The sequence below is a fragment of the Stenotrophomonas sp. SMYL41 genome (assembly GCF_036319965.1).
In the GTDB taxonomy this organism is placed as follows: Bacteria; Pseudomonadota; Gammaproteobacteria; order Xanthomonadales; family Xanthomonadaceae; genus Stenotrophomonas; species Stenotrophomonas maltophilia_R.
In genome coordinates this window covers 134,073-151,369 of the sequence record NZ_JAWIRX010000004.1, presented here as the reverse complement: position 1 = coordinate 151,369, position 17,297 = coordinate 134,073, and the positions used below count along the sequence as shown (strand labels likewise).

General features: G+C 67.1%; 16 protein-coding genes. 5 read left to right on the top strand and 11 right to left on the bottom strand.

Features of this window, described 5'->3' with window-relative positions:
* Positions 1 to 13: 13 nt before the first annotated feature.
* From pstS (V3B30_RS06565) to V3B30_RS06540, 6 genes are all read right to left on the bottom strand, one after another.
* Positions 14 to 1,102 (bottom strand): phosphate ABC transporter substrate-binding protein PstS, encoded by a 1,089-nt coding sequence (gene pstS / locus V3B30_RS06565; RefSeq protein ID WP_262084483.1) that lies wholly within the window; start codon positions 1,100 to 1,102, stop codon positions 14 to 16.
* Between the two features lie 385 nt (positions 1,103 to 1,487).
* Positions 1,488 to 2,504, bottom strand: a complete 1,017-nt coding sequence (gene pstS, locus V3B30_RS06560) for a phosphate ABC transporter substrate-binding protein PstS (protein ID WP_100471790.1) — start codon at positions 2,502 to 2,504, stop codon at positions 1,488 to 1,490.
* Between the two features lie 232 nt (positions 2,505 to 2,736).
* Positions 2,737 to 3,948, bottom strand: coding sequence for an OprO/OprP family phosphate-selective porin (locus tag V3B30_RS06555; RefSeq protein ID WP_100471791.1), 1,212 nt, complete (start codon positions 3,946 to 3,948; stop codon positions 2,737 to 2,739).
* 215 nt (positions 3,949 to 4,163) lie between these two features.
* Positions 4,164 to 4,850: an endonuclease III gene (gene nth / locus V3B30_RS06550; RefSeq protein WP_100471792.1), complete on the bottom strand. Its 687-nt coding sequence runs from the start codon at positions 4,848 to 4,850 to the stop codon at positions 4,164 to 4,166.
* Entirely contained in the window at positions 4,850 to 5,203 is a 354-nt protein-coding gene (locus V3B30_RS06545) for a hypothetical protein (RefSeq protein WP_100471793.1), read from the bottom strand. Before V3B30_RS06545 ends, nth begins: the two co-directional genes overlap by 1 nt.
* A gap of 4 nt (positions 5,204 to 5,207) precedes the next feature.
* Complete coding sequence (locus V3B30_RS06540) at positions 5,208 to 5,990, bottom strand: enoyl-CoA hydratase-related protein (RefSeq protein ID WP_262084482.1); 783 nt, start codon at positions 5,988 to 5,990, stop codon at positions 5,208 to 5,210.
* 167 nt (positions 5,991 to 6,157) lie between these two features.
* On the opposite strand from V3B30_RS06540, the gene V3B30_RS06535 reads away from it, so the two are divergent.
* The 3 genes from V3B30_RS06535 (at position 6,158) to V3B30_RS06525 (ending at position 8,687) form a co-directional block, all read left to right on the top strand.
* Positions 6,158 to 6,859, top strand: coding sequence for an FKBP-type peptidyl-prolyl cis-trans isomerase N-terminal domain-containing protein (locus tag V3B30_RS06535; RefSeq protein ID WP_005408797.1), 702 nt, complete (start codon positions 6,158 to 6,160; stop codon positions 6,857 to 6,859).
* A gap of 125 nt (positions 6,860 to 6,984) precedes the next feature.
* Complete coding sequence (locus tag V3B30_RS06530) at positions 6,985 to 7,788, top strand: CoA pyrophosphatase (protein ID WP_100471795.1); 804 nt, start codon at positions 6,985 to 6,987, stop codon at positions 7,786 to 7,788.
* A complete protein-coding gene (locus V3B30_RS06525; protein ID WP_100471796.1) occupies positions 7,785 to 8,687 on the top strand; it encodes a sulfurtransferase in 903 nt (300 codons plus the stop codon). Before V3B30_RS06530 ends, V3B30_RS06525 begins: the two co-directional genes overlap by 4 nt.
* Before the next feature lie 349 nt (positions 8,688 to 9,036).
* Here V3B30_RS06525 and V3B30_RS06520 read toward each other — a convergent pair whose 3' ends face one another.
* Positions 9,037 to 9,603 (bottom strand): N-acetylmuramoyl-L-alanine amidase, encoded by a 567-nt coding sequence (locus V3B30_RS06520; protein ID WP_262084481.1) that lies wholly within the window; start codon positions 9,601 to 9,603, stop codon positions 9,037 to 9,039.
* A gap of 72 nt (positions 9,604 to 9,675) precedes the next feature.
* Between V3B30_RS06520 and V3B30_RS06515 the strand changes: the two genes are divergently transcribed.
* Both V3B30_RS06515 and rlmKL read left to right on the top strand, forming a co-directional pair.
* Complete coding sequence (locus tag V3B30_RS06515; protein ID WP_049431244.1) at positions 9,676 to 10,203, top strand: alpha/beta hydrolase; 528 nt, start codon at positions 9,676 to 9,678, stop codon at positions 10,201 to 10,203.
* Positions 10,204 to 10,348: 145 nt separating this feature from the next.
* Positions 10,349 to 12,487 carry a bifunctional 23S rRNA (guanine(2069)-N(7))-methyltransferase RlmK/23S rRNA (guanine(2445)-N(2))-methyltransferase RlmL gene (rlmKL, locus tag V3B30_RS06510; RefSeq protein WP_262084480.1) on the top strand — a complete coding sequence of 713 codons (2,139 nt, stop codon included), beginning with the start codon at positions 10,349 to 10,351 and terminating at the stop codon, positions 12,485 to 12,487.
* 120 nt (positions 12,488 to 12,607) lie between these two features.
* Here rlmKL and V3B30_RS06505 read toward each other — a convergent pair whose 3' ends face one another.
* From V3B30_RS06505 to V3B30_RS06490, 4 genes are all read right to left on the bottom strand, one after another.
* Complete coding sequence (locus V3B30_RS06505) at positions 12,608 to 12,937, bottom strand: DUF3325 domain-containing protein (RefSeq protein ID WP_100471800.1); 330 nt, start codon at positions 12,935 to 12,937, stop codon at positions 12,608 to 12,610.
* On the bottom strand, positions 12,934 to 14,571 hold the full coding sequence (locus tag V3B30_RS06500; RefSeq protein ID WP_262084479.1) for a PepSY-associated TM helix domain-containing protein: 1,638 nt from the start codon (positions 14,569 to 14,571) through the stop codon (positions 12,934 to 12,936). The genes V3B30_RS06505 and V3B30_RS06500 overlap by 4 nt, the downstream gene beginning before the upstream one ends.
* Entirely contained in the window at positions 14,568 to 14,882 is a 315-nt protein-coding gene (locus V3B30_RS06495; RefSeq protein WP_262084478.1) for a DUF3649 domain-containing protein, read from the bottom strand. Before V3B30_RS06495 ends, V3B30_RS06500 begins: the two co-directional genes overlap by 4 nt.
* Before the next feature lie 107 nt (positions 14,883 to 14,989).
* Entirely contained in the window at positions 14,990 to 17,215 is a 2,226-nt protein-coding gene (locus tag V3B30_RS06490; RefSeq protein WP_262084477.1) for a TonB-dependent siderophore receptor, read from the bottom strand.
* Positions 17,216 to 17,297: the final 82 nt, after the last annotated feature.

The following is a 17,297-nucleotide window of genomic DNA, read 5'->3' as shown; positions in this document are numbered from 1 at the left end:
ACCGTCGTATCCATCACTTCAGGTCGGTCGCCCAGTAGGCCTCGATCTGCTTGACCAGTTCGGCCGGCAGCGGCACGTAGTGCAGCTCGTTGGCCTGGGCCTGGCCGTTCTCGAAGGCCCACTTGAAGAAGGCCAGGGTGTCCTGGTTGCGCTTGGCGTCCTTCGGCTGCTTCTGCATCAGCATGAAGTTGGTGGCGGTGATCGGCCACGCCTGCTCGCCCGGGGCGTTGGTGATGACCAGGTTGAAGTCCTTGGCGCTGGCCCAGTCGGCGCTGGCAGCTGCAGCGGCGAAGGTTTCCGCGCTCGGCTCGACCCAGTTGCCGGCCGCGTTCTGCATGGCGGTGTACGGCATGCCGTTCTGCAGTGCGTAGGCCAGTTCGACGTAGCCGATCGAGCCCTTGATCTGCTTCACGTACGAAGCAACGCCTTCATTGCCCTTGCCACCGACGCCGTCCGGCCACTGCACCGAGGTGCCTTCGCCGACCTTGCTCTTCCATTCCGGGCTGACCTTGGACAGGTAGTTGGAGAAGTTGAAGGTGGTGCCCGAACCGTCCGAACGGTGGACCAGGGTGATCTTGCCGTCCGGCAGCTTCACGCCCGGGTTGGCAGCGACGATGGCCGGATCGTTCCAGGTCTTGACCTTGCCCAGGAAGATGTCGGCCAGCAGGGCGCCGCTCAGGCGCAGCTTGCCGGCTTCCAGGCCTTCAATGTTGACCACCGGCACCACGCCGCCGATGGCCGACGGGAACTGGGCCAGGCCGGCCTGGACCAGCTCTTCGCTGCTCAGCGGCTTGTCGGAGGAACCGAAGTCGACGGTGCCGGCCTTGATCTGGGCGATGCCGCCGCCGGAGCCGATCGACTGGTAGTTGATCTTGGCGCCGGTGCTGGCGTTGTAGTCAGCCGACCACTTGGACACCAGCGGGAAGATGAAGGAAGCGCCGGCGCCGGACACTTCGGCGGTCACCTTGGCACCGGCAGCGGCCGGGGCGGCGGCACCGTCGGCAGCCGGCTGCTGCGCGGCCTGCTTGTCGCCACCGCAGGCCGACAGGCCCAGGGCGATGGCCAGGGAAAGGGCGGCAAGGCCGGCCGAGTGCAGTTTCATGGTCACTCCATAGCGGGGTAGAGCCGACGTCGTCGGCGGATGCGGCTATGAAATGATGTTTTTGTTACAGCCGTATTACGCCCATGACAGAGGTGTACTGGATCACGTTCTGACAAGGGTTTCACGGGGTTGGCCGGGATCCGGGAGACCCCCGGAGGCCCCGGATCTGCGCACCGATATGACGGCCGGGGCTCTACAAACGCTCTTGCCTTTGCGCATGCCTTTCATGACCCCACCGACTCCCCCACGGATCAGCGAAGGCGCAGCGCTCTTCACGACCAACCCCCAAAAACAAGAAGAGCGCGAGATCTCGAGGATCTCGCGCCCGGGTGGGATCGGCGGGGGAGAGAGGACCCGCCGATCCCGTTCCTGCGGGGGAACGCGCTTACTTCAGGTTCTGGGTCCAGTACGTTTCGATCTGGCGCACCAGGCTGTCCGGCAGCGGCACGTAGTCCAGCTGGCGGGCCTGCGCGTCACCGTTCTTGTAGACCCAGCGGAAGAACTCCTGGGTCGCCTTGCCGTTGGCGGCGTTCTTCGGGGCCTTCTGCACCAGGATGAAGTTGGTGGCGGTGATCGGCCAGGATTCAGCGCCCGGGGCGTTGGTCATCACCAGGTAGAAATCCTTGGCGTTGGCCCAGTCGGCGCTGGCGGCCGCGGCGGCGAACGAAGTGTCGCTCGGCTGCACGAACTTGCCGGCGGCATTCTTCATCGCGGTGTACGAGAGCTTGTTCTGCAGCGCGTAGGACAGTTCAACGTAGCCGATGCCGCCCTTGATCTGCTTCACGTACGCGGCAACGCCTTCATTGCCCTTGCCGCCGATGCCGGCCGGCCACTGCACCGAGGTGCCTTCACCGACCGAGCTCTTCCACTCCGGGCTGACCTTGGACAGGTAGTTGACGAAGTTGAAGGTGGTGCCCGAACCGTCCGAACGGTGCACGACGGTGACCTTGGCGTTCGGCAGGGTCAGGCCGGGGTTCAGCGCGGCGATGGCCGGGTCGTTCCAGGTCTTGATCTTGCCCAGGAAGATATTGGCCAGCACGGCGCCATCGAGCTTCAGCGCGCCCGGGGCGATGCCGGCCACGTTGACCACCGGCACCACGCCACCGATCACCGACGGGAACTGTGCCAGGCCCGAGGCGGCCAGGTCTTCCGGCTTCAACGGCGCGTCGGAGGAGCCGAAATCAACCGTCTTGGCCTTGATCTGCGCAATGCCACCGCCGGAACCGATCGACTGGTAGTTGACCTTCTTGCCGGTCGCGGTGCTGTAGTCGGCCGACCACTTGGACATGACCGGATAGATGAACGAGGCGCCCGCGCCGGTGATATCGGCGGCATTGGCGGCGAACACGGACGATGCGGCCAGGATGGCGACAGCGGCGCGCGACTTGAAGGCGTGGATCACGGGAGAGACTCCTGGGGTGGTGGTCGAGGGGCGGTTGCCCGACGTTTCGGTGCACATTCCATAACGGTTGCGTGACACGCCCGCGTCTGTCATATGACGCGGATGTGACACGCGTCATGAAGGGCGCTGCGGGCTGTATGCCGTGCTGCAGCCCGCGGCGGCGCGGGCAACGTTGCGACGAAGAAGGCACGGCCGGAGCCGTGCCTTCGCGGTCGAACGCAGGCGGCTGGTCTTACCAGAAGAACTGCGCGCGGGCTTCCAGGATGTTCGGGTCGTCGTTGACGAAGCCGCGGGCCGAGGAGCTGTACTTCTTGCTGTCGACCATCACGTAGTTGAGCATCAGCTTGAAGTTCGAGCGCCAGTACCAGTTGGCACCGACGGTCCAGATGTCCATCTTGCCGCCCAGCACGCCATCGACGATCGGCGGACGACCGGCCACCGGGTTGGCGGCGAGGTTGCCGTCGTTCAGATCCATGTGGTCGTAGCGCACGCCCAGCTGCCACTGGCCGCCGGCCGGGTTGTTCGGTAGGCCGGTGCCCGGGGTGCCGCCCTTGTAGCTCCAGGTTTCGCCGGTGACATTCCACACGCCGCTGACGTAATAACCGTCGCTGGTGTAGTTGTCATGGGCGTAACGCTTGGCCTTGCTGGTGTAGTACTCGGCCTGGGCCTTGAACGGGCCCTGGAAGTACATCGCTTCGGCGCCGATGGTGCTGACGCGGTCGGTGTCGGTCATGTTGCCGCCATCGACCAGGCGCGCGGTGGCCAGGTCGGCGTTCGGGCGGGCGCGCACGCGCAGGGTGTCCGCGTCGGTGTCGTAGTCGACGTAGCTCAGGCCGAAGTGCAGGACCTGGCCCTTCTCGTTGATCGGGGCGAAGGTGCCACGCGCGCCGTAGCCGCTGCCATGGGCCAGGTTGCGGGTCAGTTCGCGGCCGAAGGCGCTGGCCGTGATCGACCAGTTGTCCTGGCCATAACTGTAGGCGCCGCCGAGGCGGCGGGCCACGGCGTAGGTGTTGGTGACAGCGGCCTTGGAAATGAAGTCGTTGTTCTTGGTGCTGGACAGCTCTTCCAGGCTGTTGGGCTGCTTGAACTGGCCGACCTGGATGAAGTGGTTGGCGTTGCCCAGCAGCTTGTACTTCACGTTGGTGTCGAGGAACTTGTCGGCCTTGGCGTCATAGCCGACCACCCATTCCACGTTGCCCGGGCCCTTGCCCTTCAGCACCAGCTCGGCGCGACGCAGTTCGAATTCGCTGTTCTTGCCGTTGCCGGCGTCGCCACCGTTGAGGTCGGTCAGGTCGTTGTCGAACCAGTTACCGTCGGCCTGGACCAGGCCTTCGAAGGTGATTTCCGAACCGCCGATCACGTCGATGGCGACTTCGGCGTGTGCAGCCGGCACATACAGCGCAGCAGCCACGGCGACCGTCAGGAGTTGGTGATGCAGTTTCATGGAGAGGAGCCTTGCAGGCAGGTGGGAAGATGCGCGCAGGCTAGATCGTGAAGATTGCGTAAATGTGACAGTTCGCGCACGAGCGCACTCCGCCGCAGGCCCCGTCACGGCAGGGCCCGCTGATGTAAACGCTTGCATGTGACGCTGCCGTTGCGCACGGATTGCAGTACATCCGCGCCATCCGTGGATGTTTTCTCCGATCCTCGACCGGCGGGCTACGCCACGGTTTTTTCCTTGAACCGGCACAGATCGGCAATCACGCATCCCGGGCAATCGGGCTTGCGGGCCTTGCACACGTAGCGCCCGTGCAGGATCAGCCAGTGGTGCGCATCGAGAAGGAATTCGGCCGGAATCGCCTTGACCAGCCGATCCTCGACCTCGCGCACGTTCTTTCCAGGGGCCAGCCCGGTGCGGTTGGCGACGCGGAAGATGTGCGTGTCCACCGCCATCACCGGCTCGCCGAACGCGGTGTTGAGCACCACGTTGGCGGTCTTGCGGCCCACGCCCGGCAGCGCTTCCAGCTCATCGCGATCCCGCGGTACTTCGCCGCCATGCTTTTCCAGCAGGATCGCGCAGGTGGCGATCACGTTCTTTGCCTTGGCGTTGAACAGGCCGATGGTGGAGATGTACTGCTTCAGCCCTTCTTCGCCGAGTGCAAGGATCGTTGCCGGCGTGTTGGCCACCGGGAAGAGGCGGCGGGTGGCCTTGTTGACGCCGACGTCGGTGGCCTGCGCCGACAGTGCCACCGCCACCAGCAGTTCGAACGGCGAACTGTATTCCAGTTCGGTCTTCGGGTGCGGGTTGAGTTCGCGCAGGCGGGTGAACATCTCCACCACGTCGGCACGCGGCATCGCGCCGGCACGCCGCGCCGGGGCGCGTGCGGTCTTCTTCGTGGTGGCCATTACGACTCCTTGCCGCTGGCGCGGGCCTTGGCCCGGGCGAGGATCGCGGCCGCTGCGGCGGGCAGGGCGGGTTTCACGTCGGGTGCCGGAGCCGGGGTGCGCCGCGCATCGCGCTCGGCCTCGCGGCGGGCCAGGCGCACCGCACGGGCGCGGTAGCGTTCGCGTGCAGCCCAGGCGGCATGCAGCTGCTGCTGCGCCTGCTGCAGGCGTTGCGGAAGGTCCGGGTGGCCGGGCAGCAGCTGTTCGTCGCCGGCACGGACGACGTAGTCCATCAGCCCGGCCTGCAGGGCGCCATCGAGATCGTCTGCCTGGACCCGGGCGAAGAGCTGCGCGGGGTTGGGTCGGGATGCCATGGCGTCAGCGGTTCTGGAACGCCGGCGGGCGGCGCTGCAGGAAGGCGCTGGTGCCTTCGCGCATGTCCTCGGTGGCGAACAGCAGGCCGAACTGCGCACTTTCGTATTCCAGCCCGGCCTCGAGGCTGCATTCGCCGCCCACGTGCACCGCATCGAGCAGGCCCCGCAGGGCCAAGGGGGCCGAGCGAGCCAGCTGGCGGGCGAGGTCCTGGACGCGCGCGTCCAGTGCGTCGGCCGGCACCACTTCGTTGACGATGCCCAGTTCCAGTGCGCGCGCGGCGTCGATCGGCGCACCCAGCAGGCACAGCTCAAGGGTCGCGGCGCGACCGCACAGGCGCAGCAGCCGCTGGCTGCCGCCGAAGCCGGGAATCAGCCCCAGGTTGATCTCCGGCTGACCGACCCTGGCGGTATCGGCGGCAATGCGCAGGTGGCAGGCCATCGCCAGTTCCAGGCCGCCGCCCAGCGCGAATCCGTTCACGCGGGCGATGACCGGCTTGGGCATGCGTTCGATCTGGCGCATCAGGGCCTGCCCCAGCAGCGAGAAATCACGTCCCTGAACCGCGCTGAGTGTGTTCATTTCGGCGATGTCGGCACCGGCCACGAAGGCCTTGGGGCCGGCGCCGGTCAACACCACCACGCGCACCTCCGGGTCGGTGGCAGCCGCGCTGAACGCCTCGGCCAGGGCCTGCAGGGTCGCGGCGTTGAGGGCATTGAGCTTGTCCGGGCGCTGGACGGTCACGGTGCGGATGGCGCCGTCGTCGGCGACAGCGATCAGGGCATCGGCCACGGGAAAACTCCTGGAACGTTAAAAAAAAGTGATATTGAACTCTGCAAACGCAGACGGGTCATAGCCTGCATCGTGAGTAGCGGTTACACGTTGCGCCCGTTATCCTAACCCGTCGCCTCAGGGCGGCGCAGAACGTCCCTGAGTTACCACCCCTGGAGAACTGTTTGATGAAGTTGCGTTCTATCGCGGTCGCCGTCGCGGCCCTGGCCCTGACGGGCAATGCCTTCGCCCAGGACGTTTCGTCCGAAAAGGGCAAGCTGAGCTACTACTTCGGTTACGACTACGGTAACAACCTGGCGGAGCTGACCGGTCGTGGTGAGCAGCTGGACATCAACTCGGTGGTGAAGGGCCTGCAGGATGCCTACGCCAAGAAGCAGCCGGCGATCACCGCCGAGCAGCTGAAGCCGGCTGTTGAAGCCTTCCAGAAGCGCGAGCAGGGCCGTGCCCAGGCTGCCAAGGCCGAGTACGAAAAGGCTGCTGCCGAAAACAAGACCAAGAGCGATCAGTTCATCGCGGCGAACAAGGCCAAGGCCGGCGTGCAGTCCCTGCCGAGCGGCGTCCAGTACCGCGTGATCGAAGCCGGCAAGGGTGCCAAGCCGACCCAGGCCAGCACCGTGCAGCTGGAAGTGGCCGGTCCGTTCCCGTACGGCCAGCGCCCGACCGAAGCCCGCCCGGCCCAGCAGATCCCGTCGATCAAGGTCAGCGAAGTCGAAATGAAGGCCATGCGCGAGACCCTGCTGCAGATGCCGGCAGGCTCGAAGTGGGAAGTCACCCTGCCGCCGGACCAGGCCTACGGTGCCGACCCGCGCACCCCGTTCCCGCCGAACGTGGCTGTGCAGTTCGAGATCAAGCTGGTCAGCGTCAAGTAAATCGAAGCAGCAGACGAAACGCGCCGGTGACCCCACCGGCGCGTTTTTGTTTGCGCGGTGCGCTGCGCGCCACCTCATCGCGCGCAGATTCAGTCCGATCGCGCTACTGTTGCCGGGTGCAAACAATGGAAGAAACGGCGCGTGTTGTCGCAAGTCCCTGCATCGGAGTGTGCACGCTGGATCCGCACCGGCAATGCACAGGCTGCGGGCGGCATATCGATGAGATCGCGCGGTGGTCGTCGATGAGCAACGAGGAACGCAGCCGCATCCTGCATCGCGCGCAGCCCCTGCGCGAACAACTGCAGCAATCACTGCGTGGCTCACTGGCCGACCACCAGCGACTGATGCGTGCACTGCACCCACTGGCCCAACCGCCGGCCGGCGACGGCTGGAACCGCAGTGAGCTGATCGACCTGCTGCCGCCCGGTCCCCCCGTGGAAGCTGCGGTGCTGGCCGGCATCGTGCCGCGCGCCAACGGCGCACAGGTGATCCTCACCCGTCGCACGGAAACCCTGCGCACCCATGGTGGGCAGGTGGGATTCCCCGGCGGCCGTACCGAACCCGATGACCGCGATGCACTGGCGGCCGCACTGCGCGAGAGCCAGGAAGAAATCGCGTTGGCGCCCGGCCAGGTGCAGCCGCTGGGGTATCTCGATCCCTTCGTGACGATCACCGGCTACCGGGTCACGCCGGTGGTGGCGGTGGTCGATCCGGATTTCATACCGGTGCCGCAGCCCAGCGAAGTGGCCGAAGTGTTCGAGGTGCCGTTGGCGTACCTGATGGCGGCCGACAACCTGCACCAGGTCGAAATCAATCATCGCGGCCGCGTCCGCCACGTCCTCGAATATGGCTGGCCAGGCCAGCGTATCTGGGGCGCAACTGCCGCCATCCTCTACAACCTGCGTCGCCGCCTGGAGCAAGTGCAATGAAGCCGATCGATCCGCCGTGGACCACTCTGGTCGATGTCGCCAGCCTGGCTGCTGCATTGGGTGAAGGCGTACGTGTCGTCGACGCACGTGCTACCGCCAGCACCGCCCTGCGCGTGGTCGATGCCCGTGCTTCGCTGGCCGATCCGCAGGCTGCCGGTGGCCAGTATCTGGCAGGGCATGTTCCGGGCGCGGTGCATGCCGATCTCAACCGCGACCTGTCCGATCTGGGCCGCGTCGGACATGGCCGGCACCCGCTGCCGGACAGCGATGCGTTCGCCGCCAAGCTCGGCACGTGGGGCATCGGTCCCGACACCCAGGTTGTGGTCTACGACGGCAGTGACGGCAGCATGGCCGCCTCGCGCCTGTGGTGGCTGCTGCGCCTGATCGGGCATGCCAAGGTGGCTGTGCTCGATGGTGGCATCGCCGCCTGGCAGGCCGCCGGTCACACCCTGGCCACCGGCCAGGGCGAAGTGACCGCACTGCCGGCTTACCCGGGCCGTTTCGATACTACCCAGATCGCCAATGCCGATGAAATCACCGCCCGGCTGAAGCACGCGCCGGGTTGGCTGGTCGATGCACGTGCGGGCGAACGCTTCCGCGGCGACGTCGAGCCGCTGGATCCGGTCGCCGGCCACGTACCGGGCGCGGTCAACCGCCCGTTCGCATTGAACGTGCTCGACGGCCACCTGCGCGACCCACAGGAGCTGCGCGCCGAACTGCAGGGCGTGATCGGCAATCGTGATCCGCAGCAGGTGGTGCTGATGTGTGGTTCGGGCGTGACCGCCTGCCACCTGCTGCTGGCGATGGAAACGGCGGGCCTGTCCGGCGCGCGCATCTACGCCGATTCGTGGAGCGGCTGGGTGAGCGACAGCAGCCGCCCGGTCGCCACTGGCACCTGAGCCGCGTGGGGTCGGACCCGTTTCCCAGTGGGAAACGGCTCTGACCCCCTTGTGCCCGATTCGCACGCAAAGAGCAGTCGAGCGCGGCTCGACTCTACAAAAGCCCATTCTGATCGATTCGATCCCGTGCCGACCAACGGTCGGCACCCACCAACAGCAGCGGGAATCTGTCGAAGGCGGGGTGGGTCCGGTTGCGGGGGCGTGAGCCGCATGGATGCGGCGACCGAGCTTACATGGACGTACTTGCAGCGTCCCCCGCAACCGGATCCACCCCGCCTCCCCTCAGGAGGTCAGCGTCTGCTGTTGCTCTGGCTTCGGCTTCTGCAGGTGCAGGGCGCCGCCCTGCCGCTTACTCCAACCCCTGCAGCGGCACCCTCGCCAGGATCCGCGCCCACGGGAACAGCGGCCCCGGATCGCGCTTGCGCGCCACCCTCAGTGCCGCGTCGTCGCTGGCTGGCACCTGCTCCAGGTCCAGCTGGTCGTGCCCGGCAATCCGCCGCAGCGACGGGTAGCGCGCTACCAGCGCCAGCAACAGCTGCTCCAGCGCCTGCAGCTGTGCTTCGGTATAGGGCTCGTCCATCGCCTGCTGGCGGCTGTCGAACCAGTGCGGGTAGCGCCCGGTGTTGACCAGCTCGATTCCCAGCGTATGTGCGTTCATGCCGCGCACGTGGTGGGCCACGCGTTCCGGTGCCACGTACTGCACTACGCTGCCATCGCGGTCGATGTAGAAGTGGCCGCTGTTGCCGGCACCGCTGTCGTACAGCACGCGCTCGCCGTAATCGCGGGCCATCGCCAGATCGGGCAGCTCGGTGCAGTGGATCACCACCATCTCCAGCGTGGCCGGGTCGCGCAGCGGCAGGCGGTCTTCGTAAGGCAGGGGCTGCAGCTGCAGGCCGGGCAGGAGCGGGTTGGGCATCCGGCGATGCTAGCATTGCGGCATGAACCTGCCTCCCTTTTCCTCGTTGGCCCGCTCGCACGGAGCACGTGCATGAGCCGCGGCCACTGCATCCTGTCGCATGGCTTCGAGAGCGGCCCGGAAGCGACCAAGGTCACCGCACTGGCGGATGTGGCGCAACGGCTGGGCTGGACCCACGAGCGCCCGGACTACACCGACCTGGACGCGATGAGCGAGGTCAGCCGCGTAGGCGACGTACCGACCCGCCTGCGCCGCCTGGTCGAGCGCACCGCCATCGCGGCACAGCAGGGCCCGGTGGTGCTGGCGGGCTCCAGCCTGGGCGCCTACATCTCGGCCATCGCCTCGCTGCAGGTGCCGGTGGCCGGCCTGTTCCTGATGGTGCCGCCGACCACCATGGGACCGATGCCGGCGCTGGATGCCGCCGCGGTGCCGACCACGGTGGTGCAGGCCTGGCATGACGACGTAGTGCCGGCCGCCGGGGTGATCGCCTGGGCGCAGGCGCGTTCGGCACAGCTGCTGCTGGTCGACGATGGCCACCGCCTGGAGCGCCACGTGGAGGCCTCCGCGCAGGCCTTCGAGCGCCTGCTGCGCCAGCTGTGAAGCCCGGGCGCACGGCGCGCCCGCCCGCATTGACTACAATGGCAGCCCCGCCGCCCCCGGCGCGGGCCTGCCGGCCGTGACTACGGCCCTCCTTTCCGACTGGCCCGGCCCCTGTGCCGCGCCCGACCACCTGCGAACCGATCCCGTGAAATTCTTCGTCTCCTGCGCCAAGGGCCTGGAATACCTGCTTGCCGATGAACTGTCGGCCCTGGGCCTTGGCAAGGCCACTGCCACCATTGCCGGCGTCAACGCCGAGGGCGAACTGGAGCAGGCGCTGCGGATCGTGATGTGGTCGCGCCTGGCCAGCCGCGTGCTGTGGCCGATCGACGAGTTCGAATGCCCGGACGAGCAGGCCCTGTATGACGGCGTGCGTGCGCTGCCGTGGCACGAGCACATCAAGCCGGAGATGACCCTGGCGGTGGACGCGCACGTGTCCGGCGACAAGATCACCCACGCCCGCTTCGCCGCGCAGCGGATCAAGGACGCCATCGTCGACCGCATGCGCGACGAGGGCCTGGAGCGGCCGTCGGTCAACACCGACCTGCCGGATGTGCGCGTCAACCTGTCGCTGCGCAAGGGTCGTGCCTCGCTGTCGATCGACCTCGGCGGCGGCCCGCTGCATCGCCGTGGCTGGCGCGGGGCCGCCCACGAGGCACCGCTGAAGGAAAACCTGGCCGCCGCGTTGCTGCTGCGCGCTCAGTGGCCGCGCCTGCACGCCGCCGGTGGTGGCCTGCTGGACCCGATGTGCGGCAGCGGCACGCTGCTGATCGAAGGCGCGCTGATGGCCGCCGACGTTGCTCCCGGCCTGATGCGCCATGGCAGCCTGCCGCCGAGCCGCTGGCTGGGCTTCGACAGGGCCGCCTGGAAGACCATCCAGAGCGAAGCGCGTGACCGTGAGGCCGCGGGCCTGGCCGCGCTGAAGCCGGTCATCCACGGCAGCGACATCGACCCGACCGCGATCCAGGCGGCGCGCGAGAACGCTGAGGTCGCGGGCGTCGCCCATGCGATCCGCTTCACCCGCGCCGATGTGGCCGATCTGGCCGCGCCGGAGCAGGGGATCGGTGCGGTGGTCTGCAACCCACCGTACGACGAGCGCCTGGCCGCCGACCCGGCGCTGTACCGTGCGCTGGGCAACGCCCTGCAGAAGGCCGTGCCGCAGTGGCGTGCCAGCCTGCTGTGCGGCAACGACGAGCTGGCCTTCGCCACCGGCCTGCGCGCGGGCAAGAAGTACCAGATGTTCAACGGCGCGCTGGAATGCGCGCTGATCGTCTGCGATCCGATCGCCGTGCCGGGGCGTGATCCGGCACAGCCGCGGGAGCTGAGCGAAGGCGCGCAGATGGTGGCCAACCGCCTGCGCAAGAACCTGAAGAAGTTCAAGAGCTGGCGTGCCCGCGAGGACATCACCTGCTTCCGCGCCTACGACGCCGATCTGCCGGAGTACGCGGCGGCCATCGATGTCTACGAGGAAGACGGTGGCAAGCGCCGTACCTTCCTGCACGTGCAGGAATACGCCGCACCGGCGGCGATTCCCGAGAACGACGTGCGCCGCCGCCGCAACGAGCTGCTGGCGGCAGCGCGCGAAGTGTTCGGCGTGCCGCCGGAGCAGGTCTCGATGAAGTCGCGCGAGCGCGGCAAGGGTGGCAGCAAGTACGGCCGCTTTGAACAGCGTGACGAATTCATCGTGGTGCGTGAGAACAACGCGCTGCTGCAGGTGAATCTGTTCGACTACCTGGACACCGGCCTGTTCCTCGACCACCGCCCGCTGCGCCGGATGATGGCCGAGCAGGTGCGTGGCAAGCGCTTCCTCAACCTGTTCTGCTATACCGGCGTGGCCAGCGTGCAGGCCGCGGTGGCCGGAGCCGCCAGCACCACCAGCGTCGACCTGTCGGCGACCTACCTGCAGTGGTGCTACGACAACCTGGCGCTGAACGGGCAGGGCGGAAGCCAGCACCTGCTGGTACAGGCCGATGCGATGGCGTGGCTGGAAGGCGACCGTGGCCAGTACGACGTGATCTTCTGTGACCCGCCGACCTTCTCCAACTCCGCACGCGCCGATGACTTCGACGTGCAGCGCGAGCAGCTGAAGCTGCTGCGTGCGGCGGTGGCGCGCCTGGCGCCGGGCGGCGTGCTGTACTTCTCCAACAACTTCCGCCGCTTCAAGCTGGAAGAAAACGCCATTGCCGAGTTCGCCCAGTGCCGCGAGATCACCGCGCGCACGATTGGTCCGGACTTCGAGCGCAATGCGCGTATCCACCGCGCGTGGGAACTGAAGCGGTTGGGTTGAGCCGATGCCCGGGGTCGGATCCCTTGCGCGAAGCGCAGGGGCTCTGACCCCATCCGGATCTACGTACCAGGGGGCAGAGCCCTTGCGCTGTGCGCAAGGGATCCGACCCCGATGGCTCTGCTACACCAACGCCGCCAGCAGCCCGGCCACGGGCAGCGCGATCGCCAGCGATGCGATCCACTTTGGCCGGTACGGGTACAACCCGAACGACAGCACCACGCCACCCAGCGTCATCGTGCCCAGCCACAGCACCGGGCCCATCGCCCAGCCGTGGTCGACCACGCATAGTGCGAACGCCACCGTCAGCAAGGCCCAGCCCAGTACCCGCCACTGCATGCGTCGTGCCGACGAGGCTGCAGCCTTGCCGTGCAGGTCGTGCTGGTGCTTTTCCATCGCCAGCGACAACGCGGTGAACGCAGAGAACGAAAGGGTCAATGCCAGCAGCATCATGCGCTGGCCTCCGCTTCGGCGGTTTCCGCAGCGTCCACCGGGGCCTTGGGTGCAGTCGCTGCGGCGGCACGCTTCTTCTTCTCGGCCGCAGACAGCGGTGGCGTCCAGCGCTGCATGCGCCAACCGCACAGCGCCAGCATCGCACCGAACGCGATCATCGACAGATCGACGCCGGCCAGCACCCAGTCGCCGTTGCGCAGGGTGACGCCAAGGTGGGCCTGCGTGGTCAGCGCATTGACCACCGGCACCAGCGCGAACGCGGCCGCGCCCAGGTACAGCTGCCAGGCCCACATCATCCGCTTCGGCCAGATGAAGGCGGCCAGCAGCGCACCGCCCCAAGCGTAGAAGAACACGTTGGCTTCCGCACTCGAGCGCTCGGCAATGTCCAGCGGCAGCAGGCGGTTGCCCCAGAAGTAGGCGGCAAAGGCAATCGGCAGGCCAGCCACGGTGCCGATGTTCAGCGCGTCGACCAGCCGCAGGCCGAAGCCGATGCGGCCGCTCTTGGCATGCTTGGGCCGTTCCTTCACTGCCCACAGCACCACGCCGCTGGCCACCATCAGGCAGCCGACCAGGCCGGACAGGAAGAACAGTGCGCGCAGGCCCCAGTCGGCGAAGCGCGCCAGGTGCAGGCCGTACAGCACGCCACGGGTGGCGGTGGCGCCGCCGGACGGGGGCGTTTCCCCCAGCAACGTGCCGTTGACCATGTCGTAGCGCAGCGCCGGGGTGTCGGTGGACAGGCGCTTGCCGTCGCGCTGGCGGATGTCGATCACCGCATTGGCCGCGCCCGGGTTGGACACGGTGAAGCCGGCCACTTCCACGCCGTGCCAGTGGGCGCGGGCGCTGTCCAGCAATTGCGCGATCGGCAGCGGCGTGGCGCGGCCTTCGGCCGGCGCGGTCACTTCCGGCATGCCGCCGAAGGCTTCGCTGAAGAACTTGTCCTCGTCCTGCGGATAGGCGACCTTCACGCCCCACGGCAGGTACATGATCATCAGGGTGACGATGCCGGTATAGGTGATCATCGCGTGGTAGGGCAGGGCCATCACCGCACTGACGTTGTGGAAGTCGAGCCAGGACCGCAGGCCCTTGTCCTTGCGGAAGGTGAAGAAGTCCTTGAAGATTTTCTTGTGGGTGATGACGCCGGTGATGATCGCCACCAGCATGAACATCGCGCAGAACCCCACCAGGTAGCGTGCCCACAGCACCGGGATGTAGTGCAGGTCGAAGTGCAGGCGGTAGAAGAAATCACCGCCACGCGTTTCGCGTGCCTTCAGTGCCTGGCCGGTGTTGGGGTCCAGCGTGGCATCACCAAAACCACCGCGGCGGCCACGGCTGGGGTCGGCCAGCTCCGGTGGCAGCCGCCAGAACATCTGCATGGCCGGGTTGCGCGGCTGCGGCAGGGTGACGAACCAGTTCTCGGCCTGCGCGGCGTTGGCCTGCAGGTAGTCCACCGCGCGCTGCGCGGCGACATCGATGCTGACGTTGCTGGAGGGCAGCTCCGGGCGCATCCAGCGGCTGATTTCCTCGCGGTAGTAGCTGGCCGTGCCAGCCATGAAGATCAGCAGCAGCAGCCAGCCGACCAGCAGGCCGGTCCAGGTGTGCAGCCAGGCCATCGACTGGCGGAATCCGTTCTTCATGCCCAGGCCCCCAGCATGCGCGCGACGACTGCCATCAGCAGGGTGGGCGCGAGGATGCCGACCCACGCACGCAGCGCACTGCGGGTGGCGAACGCCCACAGCGGCGCGCAGGCGGCCACCAGGATCGCCAGCAGCATCCCGGTCAGCACGGTCTGCCCGCGCGCACCGGGCAGGGCCACTGCGCAGAACACGCTGGTTACCGAGGCCAGCGCGTAGCCGCCGAAGATCGCCGCCAGCGAGCGTGACAGCACGCTCCAGCGCGGGTTGGAGAAGAAGGTGCGGGGGCTGGCGGTTGCGGGCGAGCGGTCCACGGCATTCCTGCAGGTTTCAGTGAAAAGGAACCGGCGCACCGCAGCGCGCCGGGGTTGGCCCTCCGTGGCCGGGCGCCGGTCGCAGAACCGGTGCCATCCATCGAGGATCAGAGCTTCCAGCGCAGTGTCATCGTCACATTGCGCGGTTCGCCCCAGAACACGCCGTCATAGAAACCGACGCGGTTGTAATACTTCTTGTCCAGCAGGTTGTTCACGTTCACCTGCGCGGTGAAGTTCTCGTTGAAGCGATAGCCCGCCGACAGGTTGAGCAGGTAGATGTCGCCTTGTTCGATTGCCACCCGGTCGCGCTTGCCGCTGGTCAGGAAATCCGCACGCGGCTTGTTGCTCAGGCTCCAGATACCGCTCTGCCAGGTGGCGCCACCGCCCAGCCAGAAGCGGCCTTCAGCGCCGCCCGGTCGCCAGCTGGCGTTGAGGCGGAACAGATCGACCGGGATGACGGTGTTCTGGCGCACGCCCTGCGCATTGCGGCTGACGGTGTGGGTAAAGCCGGCCGCCAGGTTCCAGTTCTCGCCAAGGCTGCCTTGTGCTTCGATCTCCCAGCCCTTGACCTTGTTGCCCTTGCCGGTGGAGCGGTAGGCACTGGCCCCTCCCGGCAGCGAGTTTTCCGGCACCGAGTCATCGAGCTCGGCAACGTTGTCCTTCTGGCCCTTGAACACGGCCGCGGAAGCATTCAGCAGACCGTCGAAGAACTCGGCCTTGACGCCGGCTTCCCACATGTCACCGACCACCGGTTCAAGATAGTTGTTGTCCCGGTCACGGTAGTTCTGCGGCTGGAAGATGTCGGTGTAGCTGACGTAGCCGCTGAAGTAGCGGTTGAAGTCGTAGATGAAGCCGGCATACGGAGTGAGCGAGTCGTCCGGCTTGTAGCCGCCGCGCCGCGTATCGGTCAGGCGACCGGCGGCGTCATGGGTGTAGTTCCAGGTGCGCGTTTCCCAGCTGCCGTAGCGCGCGCCGAGCACCGCGGTCAACGGATCGGCCAGCTGCAGGCGCGTCGCCAGATAGGCCGCGCGCTGGCGCAATTCGTCTTCAGAAGCCAGATAGCCCAGGCGGGTGACCTGCAGCGGCGCGACGTCGCCGTTCCAGCGGTGCCAATCCGGTACACGGGTGTAGCTGTCCGGGTAGGCAGCGGTGTCGGTGGCAGGCACTTCACCCTTGCGCACCGATTGGCCGAAACCGAGCACCAGCTCGTGTTCCCGGCCGAACAGCCGGAACGGACCACCGACGTTGAAGTCGAACACCTGCATGTCGCCGTTCTCGCCGAAGCTGCCGACGAAGGCGCTGATGCCGCTGCCATCGGCATTCGGGTAGCCGGAGGCCCCGTACCACACCGCACCGTCGGTTTCGCGCTTGGAGCGGGTATAGGCGGCCTTCGCGGTCCAGCCGTTGCCCAGCTGCTGTTCAAGGCGTGCGAATGCGCTCTTTTCGATGATTGGCCAACTGCTCCAGCGTGCGGACAGGTTGGTCGAGCGCGGCAGGTTGGCGGGCTGGCCATCGGACCCCCAGTACGGCACCACGCCCCAGGTCACGCCCGTGGTGCGCGGCGACTGGTACTCGTAGCCGGCCTCGAGCAGGGTCGTGTCGGTAATGTCGGCCTGGACGATGCCGTAGAACACGTCCTTGTCCAGTTTGTAGACATCGCGGAACGAGTCGCTCTGCTGTTTGGCCGCCACCACGCGCGCGCGGATGCGGCCGTCGAGCGCAACCGGGCCACCGAGGTCGGCCTCCAGGCGCTGGTTGCCCCAACGCCCGAGGGTCAGGTTGGCGCTCATCTGGAAGCTGTCGGTAGGACGCTTGCGCACGAAGTTGATGGTGCCGGAGGGATCGCCGGCACCGGTGGTCAGGCCGGTTGCGCCGCGCACCACTTCGATGCGGTCGTAGATCACGCTGTCGGTGTTGGTCTTGATGTAGCCACCGAAGGTATTGAGCATCCCATCGACCTGGAAATTGGTGATGTTGTAGCCGCGCGAGACGTAGTTGATGCGCTCGCTGTCGGTGACCGATACCGCCACGCCGGTGACCTGGCCCATCACATCGGACAGCGAGAACAGGCCCATGTCGTCCAGGCGCTGGCGGGTGACCACGGTCATCGACTGCGGCGTCTGGCGCAGCGACAGGCCAAGCTTGGTGGCCGTGCTGGCACGCTTGACCGTATAGCTGTCGACGATATCGCCGTCAGCGGTGACCTGGACCGTATCCAGCGTGCGCGCGGAAGGATCGGCAGTGCCGTCGGCGTGGGCCAGCGGGGCGATCATCAGTGCGGTCACGGCCAGGGCCAGCAGAGTGGGACGAGGGAGGTTCAGCGGCGTTGCCATCGGTGCGATTCCATGCAGGACGAAACAGGCGATGGAATGCGCAGACGCAGCCGCCGCGTGCTTCGCGCACGCCGCCCCGCGA

Coding starts and splice junctions, on each gene's coding strand:
- V3B30_RS06490 (WP_262084477.1), bottom strand. CDS start 17,215: ATGGCAACGCCGCTGAACCTCCCTCGTCCCACTCTGCTGGCCCTGGCC.
- V3B30_RS06505 (WP_100471800.1), bottom strand. CDS start 12,937: ATGATGCTGCTGGCATTGACCCTTTCGTTCTCTGCGTTCACCGCGTTG.
- V3B30_RS06535 (WP_005408797.1), top strand. CDS start 6,158: ATGAAGTTGCGTTCTATCGCGGTCGCCGTCGCGGCCCTGGCCCTGACG.
- V3B30_RS06555 (WP_100471791.1), bottom strand. CDS start 3,948: ATGAAACTGCATCACCAACTCCTGACGGTCGCCGTGGCTGCTGCGCTG.
- V3B30_RS06545 (WP_100471793.1), bottom strand. CDS start 5,203: ATGGCATCCCGACCCAACCCCGCGCAGCTCTTCGCCCGGGTCCAGGCA.
- V3B30_RS06520 (WP_262084481.1), bottom strand. CDS start 9,603: ATGCCCAACCCGCTCCTGCCCGGCCTGCAGCTGCAGCCCCTGCCTTAC.
- pstS (WP_262084483.1), bottom strand. CDS start 1,102: ATGAAACTGCACTCGGCCGGCCTTGCCGCCCTTTCCCTGGCCATCGCC.
- nth (WP_100471792.1), bottom strand. CDS start 4,850: ATGGCCACCACGAAGAAGACCGCACGCGCCCCGGCGCGGCGTGCCGGC.
- V3B30_RS06500 (WP_262084479.1), bottom strand. CDS start 14,571: ATGAAGAACGGATTCCGCCAGTCGATGGCCTGGCTGCACACCTGGACC.
- V3B30_RS06515 (WP_049431244.1), top strand. CDS start 9,676: ATGAGCCGCGGCCACTGCATCCTGTCGCATGGCTTCGAGAGCGGCCCG.
- V3B30_RS06525 (WP_100471796.1), top strand. CDS start 7,785: ATGAAGCCGATCGATCCGCCGTGGACCACTCTGGTCGATGTCGCCAGC.
- V3B30_RS06530 (WP_100471795.1), top strand. CDS start 6,985: ATGGAAGAAACGGCGCGTGTTGTCGCAAGTCCCTGCATCGGAGTGTGC.